The sequence below is a fragment of the Photobacterium sp. GB-210 genome (assembly GCF_003026075.1).
Classification (GTDB): Bacteria; Pseudomonadota; Gammaproteobacteria; order Enterobacterales; family Vibrionaceae; genus Photobacterium.
Genome location: NZ_PYNU01000003.1, coordinates 1 through 14,818 on the forward strand (window position 1 = coordinate 1; position 14,818 = coordinate 14,818).

Annotated in this window: 7 protein-coding genes, 1 tRNA gene, 3 rRNA genes and 1 riboswitch; of the genes, 7 read left to right on the plus strand and 4 right to left on the minus strand. The window is 42.7% G+C overall.

The genetic code is table 11. The features are described from left to right. The 5 genes from C9J38_RS07035 to metA all read left to right on the plus strand — a co-directional run. A 23S ribosomal RNA gene (locus tag C9J38_RS07035) occupies positions 1-174 on the plus strand; the annotation flags it as partial. Between the two features lie 131 nt (positions 175-305). After that, positions 306-421 (plus strand): 5S ribosomal RNA (gene rrf, locus C9J38_RS07040). Between the two features lie 47 nt (positions 422-468). Continuing rightward, positions 469-544, plus strand: a tRNA-Thr gene (locus C9J38_RS07045). Between the two features lie 8 nt (positions 545-552). Beyond that, positions 553-668: ribosomal RNA gene (rrf, locus tag C9J38_RS07050) — 5S ribosomal RNA — on the plus strand. A gap of 190 nt (positions 669-858) precedes the next feature. Next, positions 859-1,800 carry a homoserine O-succinyltransferase gene (gene metA / locus C9J38_RS07055; protein ID WP_107206481.1) on the plus strand — a complete coding sequence of 314 codons (942 nt, stop codon included), beginning with the start codon at positions 859-861 and terminating at the stop codon, positions 1,798-1,800. Positions 1,801-1,850: 50 nt separating this feature from the next. On the opposite strand, the gene C9J38_RS07060 is transcribed toward metA, so the two are convergent. Beyond that, the gene (locus C9J38_RS07060; protein ID WP_107206482.1) at positions 1,851-3,131 is read right to left on the minus strand and encodes a sodium:proton antiporter; all 1,281 of its coding nucleotides are present in this window, start codon (positions 3,129-3,131) and stop codon (positions 1,851-1,853) included. 194 nt (positions 3,132-3,325) lie between these two features. Here C9J38_RS07060 and metH point away from each other — a divergent pair, with 194 nt between their 5' ends. Then, a complete protein-coding gene (gene metH / locus C9J38_RS07065) occupies positions 3,326-6,994 on the plus strand; it encodes a methionine synthase (protein WP_107206483.1) in 3,669 nt (1,222 codons plus the stop codon). 82 nt (positions 6,995-7,076) lie between these two features. On the opposite strand, the gene lysC is transcribed toward metH, so the two are convergent. Beyond that, positions 7,077-8,447 carry a lysine-sensitive aspartokinase 3 gene (gene lysC, locus C9J38_RS07070; RefSeq protein ID WP_107206484.1) on the minus strand — a complete coding sequence of 457 codons (1,371 nt, stop codon included), beginning with the start codon at positions 8,445-8,447 and terminating at the stop codon, positions 7,077-7,079. Positions 8,448-8,548: 101 nt separating this feature from the next. Next, positions 8,549-8,733, minus strand: a riboswitch (Lysine riboswitch). 238 nt (positions 8,734-8,971) lie between these two features. Between lysC and C9J38_RS07075 the strand changes: the two genes are divergently transcribed. Beyond that, positions 8,972-10,090, plus strand: a complete 1,119-nt coding sequence (locus tag C9J38_RS07075; protein ID WP_107206485.1) for an alanine--glyoxylate aminotransferase family protein — start codon at positions 8,972-8,974, stop codon at positions 10,088-10,090. Positions 10,091-10,143: 53 nt separating this feature from the next. On the opposite strand, the gene C9J38_RS07080 is transcribed toward C9J38_RS07075, so the two are convergent. Beyond that, complete coding sequence (locus C9J38_RS07080) at positions 10,144-11,883, minus strand: PglL family O-oligosaccharyltransferase (RefSeq protein WP_107206486.1); 1,740 nt, start codon at positions 11,881-11,883, stop codon at positions 10,144-10,146. Between the two features lie 77 nt (positions 11,884-11,960). Continuing rightward, positions 11,961-14,786: an excinuclease ABC subunit UvrA gene (uvrA, locus tag C9J38_RS07085; RefSeq protein ID WP_105061062.1), complete on the minus strand. Its 2,826-nt coding sequence runs from the start codon at positions 14,784-14,786 to the stop codon at positions 11,961-11,963. Positions 14,787-14,818 lie beyond the last annotated feature (32 nt).

The following is a 14,818-nucleotide window of genomic DNA, read 5'->3' on the forward strand; positions in this document are numbered from 1 at the left end:
GGAATCGATAACCGCTGAAAGCATCTAAGCGGGAAGCGAGCCTCAAGATGAGTCATCCCTAGACCTTTAAGGTCTCTAAAGGGTTGTTGAAGACTACAACGTTGATAGGTCGGGTGTGTAAGTGCTGTGAGGCATTGAGCTAACCGATACTAATTGCCCGTGAGGCTTAACCATACAACACCCAAGGGGTTTTTATCTCGTCAAGAGAAACGCGGACTCCAAGTACACTTGAACGTGTAGAGAACACTAGTTAGATTTTCCCAGATTGCTATTTATTGTCGACGACAATAAATAAACCGAATTTGCTTGGCGACCATAGCGTTATGGACCCACCTGATCCCATGCCGAACTCAGTAGTGAAACGTAATAGCGCCGATGGTAGTGTGGGGTCTCCCCATGTGAGAGTAGGACATCGCCAGGCTTCAAATTTAGAATGTTGCATAAGCAGCTTTCATACAAGCTTTGTGTGCTGGTATGGCTCAGTTGGTAGAGCGCACCCTTGGTAAGGGTGAGGTCCCCAGTTCAAATCTGGGTACTAGCACCATTTATTTGTTTAGCGACCATAGCACAGCGGTCCCACCTGATCCCATGCCGAACTCAGAAGTGAAACGTTGTAGCGCCGATGGTAGTGTGGGGCCTCCCCATGTGAGAGTAGGACATCGCTAAATCTTATTTTAAAACCCAGCCTTCGGCTGGGTTTTCTCGTTTATAAGCCCTCATATTTCCCATATCTCTTTATCTCTATATTTATCTATTATGTTATTATTTTGCACTAAACTTGCGTCTGCCTTTCTTTTTCTATAACGTTGATGGAAGTTTAGACGGCTAAACATCTTGTGTCGAAAGGAGTCAACAAAGATGCCAATAAAAATACCTGATCGCCTACCTGCTACTGATATTCTGCGCAGTGAAAATATCTTTGTGATGACAGAGAAGCGTGCTGCTAGCCAGGGGATCCGTCCGTTGAAGGTATTATTATTAAATTTAATGCCAAAAAAAATTGAGACAGAGACACAGTTCTTACGCTTATTATCCAATAGCCCAATTCAAGTAGATGTAGAGCTATTACGAATCGATAATCGTCCAACAAAAAATACTCCTCAAGAACACTTAGATACTTTTTATCGTCAGTTTGAGATGGTGAAGCAACGTAATTTTGATGGATTGATTGTAACGGGAGCGCCGTTAGGTTTAGTTCAATTTGAAGATGTGCTTTATTGGGAAGAAATTCAAATCATCATGAATTGGGCAAAAGAGCATGTAACATCAACTATGTTTGTTTGTTGGGCTGCTCAAGCTGGGCTAAAACTGCTTTATGACTTGCCGAAGCGTACACGAAAAGAGAAATTATCAGGTGTTTATCAACATCGAATTCATGATTGTCATCACCCGGTACTACGAGGGTTTGATGATACTTTCTTTGCCCCCCATTCTCGCTATGCTGACTTCTCTCCTGATTATTTAACCAAGCATACTGATCTTGATATATTAGCGACTTCAGAGCAGGCTGGAGTATATTTAGCAGCAACAAAAGATAAACGTAATGTATTCGTAACGGGGCATCCTGAATATGATGTAGATACATTGCATAATGAGTTTGTACGAGATAGCGAACAAGGGATGGAGCCAGCAGTACCTGTGAACTATTATCCTGAGAATGATCCTTCGAATGCACCTATTGCGAGTTGGCGTAGTCATGGTCATTTACTATTTAGTAATTGGCTAAACTATTGTGTATATCAGCAAACGCCTTACGATTTAGAGCACTTCTCCGAAGCGAGTTTTACGAAAGACGAATAATAAAAAAGCCTGCATTGAAGTGCAGGCTTTTTTGTTAGTGGAATAATTACTTATTTATTTTTTAATTCCCAAAGCTTGGCTTTTTCAATTAATGGGGTAATGGTTGAACCTTGGATAAGGATCGAGAATACAACCACTGAATATGTCATTACGAGGATGATTTCTCGCACATCGATCCCCTTCTCTGGAATTACCATGACTCCAGCAGGAATAGCCATTGCCATTGCTAGTGCTAAACCTCCGCGTAAGCCACCCCAAGTGAGGATCTTGACTGACATTGGATTGTACTGGCGGTAGCGATTGAAGCCCATATATGGCAGTTTGACACTGATGTAACGGCTTAGAAGAACTAAAGGTACGGCAATAATCATTAGGATCCAGTCTTCTTGGTGGAAGCTAAAATCAAGCATGGTCATACCAATTAACAGGAATAAGACCCCATTTAGGAATTCATCAACCAATTCCCAGAAGTGATCTAGGTGCTCTTCACTTTCTTTTGAAAAGCCAATATAACGGGTCCAGTTACCAATCATGATCCCAGATACCACCATAGCAAGTGGGCCTGAAACATGAAGAACTTCTGCTAAAGCATAACCTGCGGTTGGAATACCGATAGTAAGCAGTAATTCCATAGAGTGATCATTGGTTGAGCTAATGAGGTAGTGGAAAACTAGACCAAGAATAAAGCCGTAAGCAATGCCACCAATCGCTTCTTGTAAGAATAGCTGGGTTACGCCCATCACTGTTGGTGCGGTATCACCAAAAGCAATGGTAAACATGGTGACGAAGATAACGAGGCCAAACCCATCATTAAATAAAGACTCGCCTTCGATTTGAGTCGAAATACGGCGAGGCGCATTCATTTTCTTAACGATGGCCAATACAGCAATAGGATCGGTAGGGGAAATCAATGCACCAAAGAGTAAACAGTAAATCAGATCTAGTTGAATTCCGATTAACTGGCAGATACCCCATAAACTGAAGCCAATAAAAAAGGTGGAGAATAAAGTGGCGCCCAGTGCTAATACGGTAATTTCCCACTTTTGATCTTCAAGATGGGGTAACTTGATACCTAAGCCGCCAGCAAATAATAAGAATCCTAAAATGCCTTTTAATAGGAAATCTTCAAAGTTTATTTTGCTGATTTGAGTCGCGGCAACATCTTCAAGATGGAACCAACCGTTGTGTCCCGCAATGATGATCAATAGTGACAGGATTAATGATCCTGCAGTGATGGCAATGGTTGTTTGCATCTTACCTATTTTACTGTTTACAAAAGCAATAAGCATTGCTGCTGCAGCCAGAAAGCAGAGTGTGCTATAGACCGACATGCGTAACCTCTAGATTGGTGGGTTGTTAGAAAACTTGTGACGAAATAGTAAAACCATCAGTAATTAATGGCTACTGATAATTTGTTTTATTTTGAAAAGCTTTTGTTGTGTAAATTATATTTAGCTTTCTTTATCCCCAATTGAAGTGTGGTAGGATGTTACAAAGCTGTAATGGATTATAAGGATGTAGTGACGTGTTAAACAGCAAGGAATTACTGCATAAGCGGTTGGAAGAGCAAATCCTGATCATTGATGGTGGCATGGGCACCATGATCCAAGGTTATAAATTGGAAGAAGATGATTATCGAGGTCAACGATTTGCTGATTGGCATTCTGATCTAAAAGGGAATAATGATCTTTTAGTATTAACCCAACCCCAGCTGATTAAAGATATTCACCTCGCGTATTTAGAAGCTGGGGCGGATATTCTAGAAACCAACACTTTTAATGCTACAACGATTGCGATGGCGGATTACGACATGGAATCGTTGAGCGCGGAAATTAACTATGAAGCAGCGCGTCTCGCTCGTCTTGCTGCCGATGAATGGACCGCTAAAACACCAGAAAAACCACGTTTTGTTGCCGGTGTTTTAGGACCGACAAACCGTACTTGCTCTATCTCTCCTGATGTTAACGATCCTGGCTATCGTAATGTTACCTTTGATGAACTAGTTGAAGCCTATTCTGAATCGACACATGCCTTAATTCGAGGTGGCGCCGATATTATCTTGCTTGAAACTATCTTTGATACCTTGAATGCTAAAGCTTGTGCTTTTGCCGTTTCAGGGGTTTTTGAAGAGTTGGGTTTTGAACTACCAGTGATGATTTCAGGCACCATAACAGATGCCTCGGGACGTACTCTTTCTGGACAAACAACGGAAGCGTTTTATAACTCATTACGTCATGTTAAACCAATTTCCTTTGGTTTGAACTGTGCGCTTGGGCCTGATGAATTACGTCAGTATGTTGAAGAGTTATCGCGTATTTCAGAATGTGCTGTTTCAGCTCACCCAAATGCAGGTTTACCCAATGCCTTTGGCGAATATGATCTTGAAGCTGAAGAAATGGCGGAACATATCCGCGAGTGGGCGAAAAGTGGTTTTCTCAATATGGTGGGGGGCTGTTGTGGTACTACGCCAGAACATATCCGCCATATGTATGAAGCGACTCAAAATCTTAAACCTCGCCAATTACCTGATATTCCAATTGCTTGCCGTTTATCAGGGTTAGAGCCGTTAACGATTGATGCTGATACCTTATTTATTAACGTTGGTGAACGTACCAATGTGACAGGCTCTGCTCGATTTAAGCGCTTAATCAAAGAAGAGCTTTATGATGAAGCATTAGAGGTTGCTCGTCAGCAAGTGGAGGCTGGGGCTCAAATCATCGATATTAATATGGATGAGGGGATGCTTGATGCGAAGGCTGCAATGGTACGCTTTTTAAACCTTTGTGCTACAGAGCCTGAAATATCGAAAGTGCCTATTATGGTCGATTCTTCTAAATGGGAAGTGTTAGAAGCAGGGCTTAAATGTGTACAAGGAAAGCCTGTTGTTAACTCTATCTCGATGAAGGAAGGTAAAGATAACTTTATCACTCAAGCGAAATTACTTCGTCGTTATGGTGCTGCGATTATCGTGATGGCATTTGATGAAGTTGGTCAGGCGGATACTCGCGAACGTAAAATTGAAATTTGTACTAATGCTTATCGTGTGTTGGTTGATGAAGTCGGCTTTCCACCTGAAGATATTATTTTTGATCCTAATATTTTTGCTGTTGCGACCGGTATTGAAGAGCACAACAATTACGCCGTTGATTTTATTGAAGCGGTAGGGGATATCAAACGTACACTGCCGTATGCCATGGTATCAGGCGGGGTGTCGAATGTTTCGTTCTCTTTCCGTGGTAACAATGCGGTACGTGAGGCCATTCACGCTGTTTTCCTGTATTACTGCTTTAAAAACGGTATGGACATGGGAATTGTCAACGCAGGCCAACTTGCTATTTATGATGATTTGCCTGATGAATTACGCGATGCGGTTGAAGACGTTGTGCTTAATCGCCGTGATGATAGTACAGAGCGCTTATTAGACATTGCCGCTAAATACAGAGATAGCGGTAATGTTGAAGAAGATCGCAGCGCTGCAGAATGGCGTGGATGGCCAGTTGAAAAGCGTTTAGAGCATGCGCTAGTTAAAGGTATAACCGAATTTATTGTTGAAGATACTGAAGAATCTCGTCAGAAAGCCAGTAAACCACTCGAAGTGATCGAAGGCCCATTAATGGCTGGGATGAACGTTGTTGGTGATCTATTTGGTGAAGGTAAGATGTTCTTACCGCAAGTCGTAAAATCGGCTCGAGTAATGAAACAAGCGGTTGCCTATTTAGAACCGTATATTGATGCAGAAAAACAAGCTGGACAAACCAACGGTAAAATTCTTCTAGCAACCGTTAAAGGCGATGTTCACGACATTGGTAAGAATATAGTTGGTGTGGTACTGCAATGTAATAACTACGAGATCATCGATCTTGGGGTGATGGTGTCATGCGATAAAATTCTAAAAGTCGCCAAAGAAGAAAACGTCGATATTATTGGCTTGTCGGGTTTGATCACGCCATCGCTTGATGAAATGGTCCATGTTGCCAAAGAAATGGAGCGACAAGGATTTGATATCCCTTTGCTTATCGGTGGTGCAACAACTTCTAAAGCCCACACGGCGGTTAAGATTGAGCAAAACTACAATCAGCCAGTAGTGTATGTATCTAATGCATCACGCGCAGTAGGTGTTTGTTCTGCGTTATTGTCTGATGAACAAAAGCCAGCGTTTGTTGAGCGTTTAAACCAAGAGTACGATGTGGTACGTGAGCAACATGCGCGTAAGAAACCACGTACCGCACCTATTTCGTTAGAAGAAGCACGTGCTAATGCGGTTAATATTGATTGGCAAAATTATACGCCGCCAGTACCGAAAAAAGCCGGTGTTCACACCTTCACTGATTTTCCTGTAGCTGAAATTCGTAAGTATATCGATTGGACGCCATTTTTCATGACGTGGTCATTAAGTGGTAAATACCCAACGATTCTTCGTCATGAAGTTGTGGGTGAAGAAGCGACTAAGTTGTTTAATGATGCTAATAAAATCTTAGATGAGATCGAGAAAACAGGCATGATTAAAGCTAACGGTGTGTGTGGTTTATTCCCTGCCAATAATGTCGGTGATGATATTGAAGTGTACACAGACGATAGCCGAACTGATGTTTTAACTGTGCTGCATGGTTTACGTCAGCAAACCAAAAAGCCGAAAGGTCCTAACTATTGTTTATCTGACTATATTGCGCCTAAAGAGAGCGGCAAGGCTGATTGGATTGGCGCTTTTGCGGTAACAGGTGGGATTGGTGAATATGACATTGCTGAGCAATTTAAAGCAAAAGGTGATGATTACAATGCCATTATGGTACAGGCTGTTGCGGATCGATTAGCGGAAGCCTTTGCTGAATGTATGCATGAAATGGTACGTAAAGATATTTGGGGTTATGCAGCTGATGAAAATCTGAATAATGACGATTTGATCCGAGAAAAGTATCAAGGTATTCGTCCTGCACCTGGTTACGCCGCATGTCCTGAGCATACCGAAAAAGGTGCTATTTGGCAGTTACTTGATGCTGAGAAAAATACTGGCATGGCACTAACGGAAAGTTACGCAATGTGGCCTGGTGCTGCAGTTTCGGGATGGTATTTCTCACATCCTGATTCTCGTTACTTTGCGGTTGCTCAGATCCAGCAAGATCAGTTAGAAAGTTATGCCGATCGAAAAGGTTGGGATTTGATCGAAGCTGAGAAATGGTTAGGCCCAAATCTTTAATGCTTAATCGATAGTGAATAAAAAAGGCGCTCAATGCGCCTTTTTGTTTATCGGAACTTTATTTGGGTTAGTTAGAAAGAGCTTATTCCAATAAAGATGCGTGCAGTGTGCGAACCACGTCTTTAGCTTCATCTTCATTAATTAAGAAACATAAATTATGTGGGCTAGCGCCGTAGCAAATCATACGAAGGTTATGATCTTCTAGCGCGCCAAAGATATCTTTGGCTGAGCCTTTCGTATCACTCATTTGGTTACCGATAAGTGCAACCAGTGATAGCCCTTGCTCGACGTCAACCACACATAATTGGCTTAATTCTTCAACGACTTGAAGCGGAAGCGTTGGCGCACCGCCACCCGTATCAGTTTGATCTAAGGTCAGTGAAACGCTGACCTCTGAGGTTGTGATGAGATCAACTGAGATTTTATGTTCAGCCAAGATACGAAAGACTTCTGCTAAAAAGCCATATGCATGGAACATATTTAAGCTCGTGAGTGTCACCATGGTTTGGTTGGCACGTAATGCGAGTGCTCTAAATAGTGGCGCTTCTTCAACGGATTGTCTGATCCAAGTACCGCCTTGCTCTGGTGCTTTTGATGAACCTACAAATACTGGGATCTGTTGACGAACAGCAGGTACTAGGGTTGATGGGTGTAAAATTTTAGCACCAAAGTTTGCCATTTCAGATGCTTCGCTAAAACTGATCTCTTTGATCGGTTTAGCGGCCGATGTAATACGTGGGTCGGTAGTGTATAAACCCGGTACGTCAGTCCAAATCTCTAATGTGCTAGCATTTACGGCTTCTGCGATTAAAGCGGCACTATAGTCACTCCCCCCACGACCAAGTGTTGTCGTAACACCTTGGCTGTTTGATCCAATAAAGCCTTGTGATACCACGATATTATTGTCTAATAGTGGTAATAATTGCTCAGTCGCTAATTGCTTAATTGTTTCTGGCTGTGGGATCGCTTTACCAAATTGATCATCAGTACGCATGATGGAACGAATATCTACACGTACAGCTGGGGCGTTTAGCTCGACTAATATTTGACTAAAAAGATGGGTTGAAAGCAGCTCGCCATGGCTAACAATTTGATCGGTCAATTGTGCAGAGGTTGTTGATGCCGCATGTTCAGCTAAGGTTGCGATGTTATCAAGTAGGCCGAAAATAGCGTCTTGAATATTTTCTGGGTGCTGAAGTTGATCAAGAACATCTTGGTGGGTTTGGGTCAGTGTCTGAATGCGCTGTTGGCGGGTCGTTGAATCGCTCACGCCATTAGCAAGTTCTACCAGAATATTCGTGACACCAGAGCAGGCGCTGATTAACACAATTTTAGTGTCTGGATTAGCAATAACAATGGCAGCACTTCGGCTCATTGCGGTGTAATCAGCAACACTGGTACCGCCAAATTTTGCGACAGTGAGTGAATCTGAATGTGTTGCAGCCTTGTCCATAATTAATTTCTCCCTAAATAGTAAACACATCACAAGGTAGGCTATTTTTTCGGGAGTATTCCCGACATCCTGTCAGGAGAGCATAAGAGGTGAATAGTCACTCACCCAGAAGCTCCCCACCAATGTCAATCATTGACCTTGGTGACAGCTAGAAGGATTCAACCTTCATAGCCGATATAACTCATCCCCTAATCAGTTATACCTCGGCGTTACTCTCCCTCTCATAATGGCGATTGGATGGGGTCCTGTCATTATGATACCTAGGTAACGCTCCTCTTCCGTTTAAAGTCGTACTGTTTGAATAATAAGTGCTTGAATAAAATATCATCTTATTGAATAAGATTCATCACCCTGTTGTCAAATGGAATATGACAATTTATTTACATATGATATTTCGTCAATGTGTGTCATGGGATCGGTATAGGTCGCTTGCACCAATGAAGGGGCTCTAATACTCTAAAATAGATAGCAACGCGTTCCACATAAAAATATCGACAGGGACAATGACTTTACGGAGCAAAAGAATGACAATTACCAGCTTTATCCCACCGCATCGAACCCTCATGGGGCCGGGACCATCAGATATTTATCCGCAAGTATTACAAGCGCTTAGTCGTCCTACGGTAGGGCACCTTGATCCATTATTTATCGGCATGATGGATGAATTAAAACAATTGTTGCAATATGCCTTTCAAACCCAAAATGCCTTTACCATCGCTGTTTCAGCGCCAGGTAGTGCAGGAATGGAAGCCTGCTTTGTTAATCTCGTTGAAGCTGGGGATAAAGTACTAGTTTGCCGTAATGGCGTTTTCGGGGAACGGATGCGGGAAAATGTCGAGCGTTGTGGTGGTGTTGCTATCGTTGTGGATAACGAATGGGGGGCGGCGGTTGATCCTTATTTAGTGGATCAAGCGTTACAAAACGATCCTGAAATTAAAATTGTTGCTTTTGTACATGCCGAAACCTCAACCGGCGCATTGAGTGATGCGAAAACATTGGCGGAAATTGCCCGTAAACATGATTGCTTAACGATTGTTGATGCGGTGACATCACTTGGTGGTGTTCCTTTGCTGGTGGACGAGTGGCAATTAGATGCGGTTTATTCAGGTAGCCAAAAGTGTTTGTCCTGCACGCCGGGGTTATCGCCATTAACGTTTTCTCAAAAGGCGATTGATAAGATCCAACGACGTAAAACCAAAGTACAAAGCTGGTTTTTAGATCAAAGTTTGGTGCTAGGTTATTGGAGTGGTGAAGGTAAGCGTAGCTATCACCATACTGCACCTGTAAACAGTTTATATGCGTTGCATGAAGCCTTGGTATTATTGCAAAACGAAGGGTTAGAAAATGCATGGCAGCGCCATCGAAATGTCCATGAAGAGCTTAAAGCAGGGCTTGAAAAGCTTGGGATCCAATTTGTGGTAGAAGAAATGTCACGTTTGCCCCAACTCAATGCGGTTTATATCCCTGAAGGCGTTGATGATGCTGAGGTACGTAATGAGTTGCTGCAACGTTACAACTTGGAAATCGGAGCAGGTTTAGGTGCGTTGGCAGGTAAAGCGTGGCGTATCGGTTTGATGGGCTATGGTGCGAGAAGTGAAAATGTTGCGCTGTGCTTAAAAGTGCTAGAAACCACATTGAAGTAATTTATTGATGAGTAAATAAAAATGGCTACCAATTGGGTAGCCATTTTTTATAGTTATTTAGCAGCAGACGTTGCCTTTGCTTCGCTGTTTTGCTGCTCAAAATTTAAAGATGGGAATAAGAACAGCGCTTCATCTCTGATTTGTGATGCTTGCTCTTTATTGCCGAGGGCATCGTAAGCGAGGATCAGGTTTTGATACAGTGCCGGTCGCGGCCATGTTTTCGCTTTCTCGGTTGCCCATTGAATATAGTCTTCAATTAATGCTGGCTTATTACTGCTAATTCCGAGTTGTAACTGGGTTAACTGCAAATCCCAATCAAAACGGTTTTTCCACGACCATGGATTATTCACCTTTAGTAAGTATTCAATATTGACTGGTCGAGTGGTTTCAAATTTAGTTAACTGCCAACCTGAATACAGGGTCGTTATCATAAAGCTAGAGATAAAAATTGGTACAATAAGTGCGAAAACTTTCAGCCCTAGTACGTAGCTTAATGATTGGCGATGATATTTGGTGGTGAGGTTATCTACCCAAAATATCAGTATGATAAAGATCAGCCAATGGACTAATGAATGGTAGAAAGGATACTCAAGTTGGGTATGCAGAACGATAGGGAAAAACAATCCTATTAAGGCTAACTGGGTACCATTAGGCGCTTTTCTTATTTTTACCATTACCGCAAATGCAGCAAGCAATAAGCCGATAAGTGGGACTATACCGCCTTCGTCTGCCCAGAAAAGTAACTCGTTATGTGGGTGATCTAAGCTAGGAACACCTGCATGTTGTGCTGGATCTTCATTGTGCCATAACGCTGTTTGTGTGATGTAAGCTGCTTCAAACTTTCCATAGCCATAACCAGTGAGTGGTTTAGTAGTAAACATATCATAGGCTTGTGGGAAGTGGATTGCTCTTAAACTTTCTAGACTGGTGCTGTTTTCTTTTGGTGACCAATTCTCTGTAGATGAAATATTCCATGCTAAACAAAGCCCTAATGTAATCATTAACAACCATAAACGTTGAGCTTGTTTTGCGGCAAAGCGACGTAAATACGGCAGCATTAGTACTATACCGATAATTGCGCCTAGCCAGCCTGTACGAGAGTTCAATACCACTAATATTGGAATCGTTAGTATAGGTGTTATCAGCAAAGTGACATGTTGCCATGACCATTTACCGCGATATAGCGGAATACGTGCTAATAGATACGTACCAATCACAAGCCCTGTTGCAAGAAAACTCGCCATCACATTTGGTTGTTGAAAAATACCATAAGGGCGGTTAGCGATAGTGTCATAGCCGATAGGGTTCTTTGCTGGGATCCAAAGGTATTGATACCACGCAAATACGGCTTCAATGAGTACCCCAATTAAAATAAACCATAACAAACGTTGGCGTTGCTGGTGGGTAAAAACGAATTGCTGCAAGCTGACAAAAAACAGAAATCCAGCCCACAAGGTAAACAAGCGATTAAACGCCGCTCCTGCATCAGCATTGGAATAAAAAATGGGGAGAGTCAGCAGTACACAACAAGTAAACAATAATAGTGTTAGGCGTGAATAACGCCAGATTTGTTGGCGACAAATTTCCAGTAAGCCGAAGGAGATAGCAAAACTAAAAGGGATCCAAACTGCAGCGTTAAACGAGAGCTCAAGCCCTGAACCGCCGGGATTATGTTGGAAGTAGTGCATAGCAACAATAAAAATAACACCGATTGTTGCAAGGAAATAGCGTACCAATGGTTTAGAAATCCGTTTCTTTTCTAATCTGGTACCTTCGAGTTGTAACACTGTCATGGTTGTTCCTGAGTATGAATAAGCAAACAGGCTGAATAAAATCAGCCTGTTATCATATACTAGCGTGTTTTCATATTCTAACCTAGCAGCGGTTTAAGGAACCTTGCTGTATGTGAGCCTTTCACTTTCGCTACATCTTCAGGTGTTCCTGTTGCAATGATCTCACCACCACCGCTACCGCCTTCAGGACCAAGATCGATGATCCAATCTGCGGTTTTTATTACGTCTAAGTTATGTTCGATCACCACAATGGTATTACCTTTATCACGCAATTTATGCAGTACTGTTAATAGCTGCTGAATATCGTGGAAGTGTAATCCGGTTGTTGGTTCATCCAGAATATAAAGTGTCTTTCCGGTATCGCGTTTCGATAACTCTTTTGCGAGTTTTACACGTTGTGCTTCACCGCCTGATAAGGTTGTCGCCGCTTGACCTAAACGAATATACGATAAACCAACATCCATTAAGGTTTGTAACTTTCTTGCAATAGCGGGAACCGGATCAAAGAATTCTCGTGCATCTTCAACCGTAAGCTCTAACACTTCATCAATGGTTTTACCTTTGTAGCGGATCTCTAAGGTTTCACGGTTATAACGTTTTCCTTTACAGGCATCACAAGGGACATAAACATCGGGAAGAAAATGCATTTCAACTTTAATAACACCATCACCTTGGCAGGCTTCACAGCGACCACCACGAACGTTAAAACTAAAACGCCCTGGTTTATAACCACGGGAACGGGCTTCTTGAGTGCCTGAAAAAAGCTCACGAATAGGGGTGAAAATACCGGTATAAGTGGCAGGATTTGAACGCGGAGTACGACCAATCGGGCTTTGGTTAATGTCGATAACCTTATCGAAATGTTCTAGATCTTGGATCTCACGATACGGCGCAGGTGTGCCAGTTGTTGCACCATTTAATTTGTGATGAGCAATTTCAAAGAAGGTATCGTTAATAAGTGTTGATTTTCCTGAGCCAGAAACACCGGTAATACAGGTAAATAAACCAACAGGGATTTCAACATTGACATCTTTTAGGTTGTTACCGGTAGCGCCCAGTAGTTTGACGGTTTTTTCGGGATCAAACGGTGTTCGCTCTGCAGGAATTTCAATTGCTTTTTTACCGCTGAGGTATTGTCCTGTTAATGATTCTTTTGATTTTAAGATATCTTTAACGCCACCTTGCGCAATGATATTACCACCGTGAACACCCGCACCAGGGCCAATATCAATCACATAATCTGCAGCACGAATGGCATCTTCATCGTGCTCAACCACAATCACGGTATTTCCTAAATCACGAAGATGAATTAAGGTTTTGAGTAGTCGTTCGTTATCACGCTGGTGGAGACCAATGGAAGGCTCATCTAAAACGTACATCACGCCCACAAGCCCTGCACCAATTTGGCTGGCAAGACGAATACGTTGTGCTTCACCGCCAGATAAAGTATCTGCACTACGAGATAGGCTCAGGTAGTTTAAGCCAACATTGATTAAGAAACTTAAACGCTCGTTGATTTCTTTTAAGATCTTTTCTGCAATTTGCGCCCGTTGCCCTGTTAAAGCTAGCTCATCGAAGAATTGGTGTGCGCCGCTAATGCTCATTTCACAGATTTGTGGCAAGTTGGTTTCACCAATAAACACGTGGCGTGCTTCTTGGCGTAGGCGCGAACCATGACAGCTTGAACAAGGCTTAGTCGAAACAAACTTTGCGAGCTCTTCTCTTACTGAGTTAGATTCGGTTTCACGGTAACGACGTTCCATATTATTGAGGATCCCCTCAAATGGATGGCGTCTTACGGTAATATCACCACGATCGTTGATGTATTTAAACTCGATCTCTGTATTGCCAGAACCGTTTAAAATGACTTCTTTGATTTTCTTCGATAGCGAATCAAAGGGTGCTTCAACGTCAAACTTATAATGCTCAGAAAGTGATTTAAGCATTTGGAAATAGTAAAAATTACGTTTATCCCAGCCGCGTATAGCGCCGCCAGATAAACTTAATTCGCCATTTTGAATCACCCGTTCGGGATCGAAGTACTGCTGAACACCAAGCCCATCACAAGTACCACAGGCACCGGCTGGATTGTTAAACGAGAACAGGCGTGGTTCAAGCTCTTGCATACTATAACCACAGTGTGGACAGGCAAAATTGGCAGAAAATACCTGCTCTTCACCTTCTTCACCGGACATCGGTGCTATCACTACATTACCGCCTGATAGCTCTAAAGCGGTTTCAAAAGATTCGGCTAAGCGGATCTGTAGATCGTCACGAACTTTGAAGCGATCAACGACCACTTCAATGGTATGTTTTTTATGTAGCTCTAATGTTGGTGGATCGGAAAGATCGCAAACTTCACCATCAATACGGGCGCGGATATAACCTTGTGCAGCTAAGTTCGCCAGCGTTTTTACGTGCTCACCTTTACGCTCTTTAATGATAGGTGCCAGTAGCATTAGCTTACTGCCTTCTGGCATGGCTAAGACTTGGTCGACCATCTGACTCACAGTTTGCGCAGCAAGCGTAATGTCATGGGTTGGACAGCGAGGCTCACCGACACGGGCGTACAATAAACGTAGATAGTCGTAAATTTCGGTAATCGTACCAACGGTTGAGCGTGGGTTGTGCGAGGTGGATTTCTGCTCGATGGAAATGGCAGGCGAAAGCCCTTCAATATGATCGACATCAGGCTTTTCCATCAGGGATAAAAACTGACGTGCGTAGGCAGAAAGAGATTCAACATAACGACGTTGACCTTCTGCATACAAGGTATCAAAAGCCAGAGAGGATTTCCCCGAACCTGATAACCCTGTGATAACGATGAGCTTATCGCGGGGGATCGTTAGATTAATATTTTTAAGGTTATGGGTGCGAGCACCCCTGACTTCGATGTTATCCATATCAGTGATGATTCTTTTATTTTATTTAACGA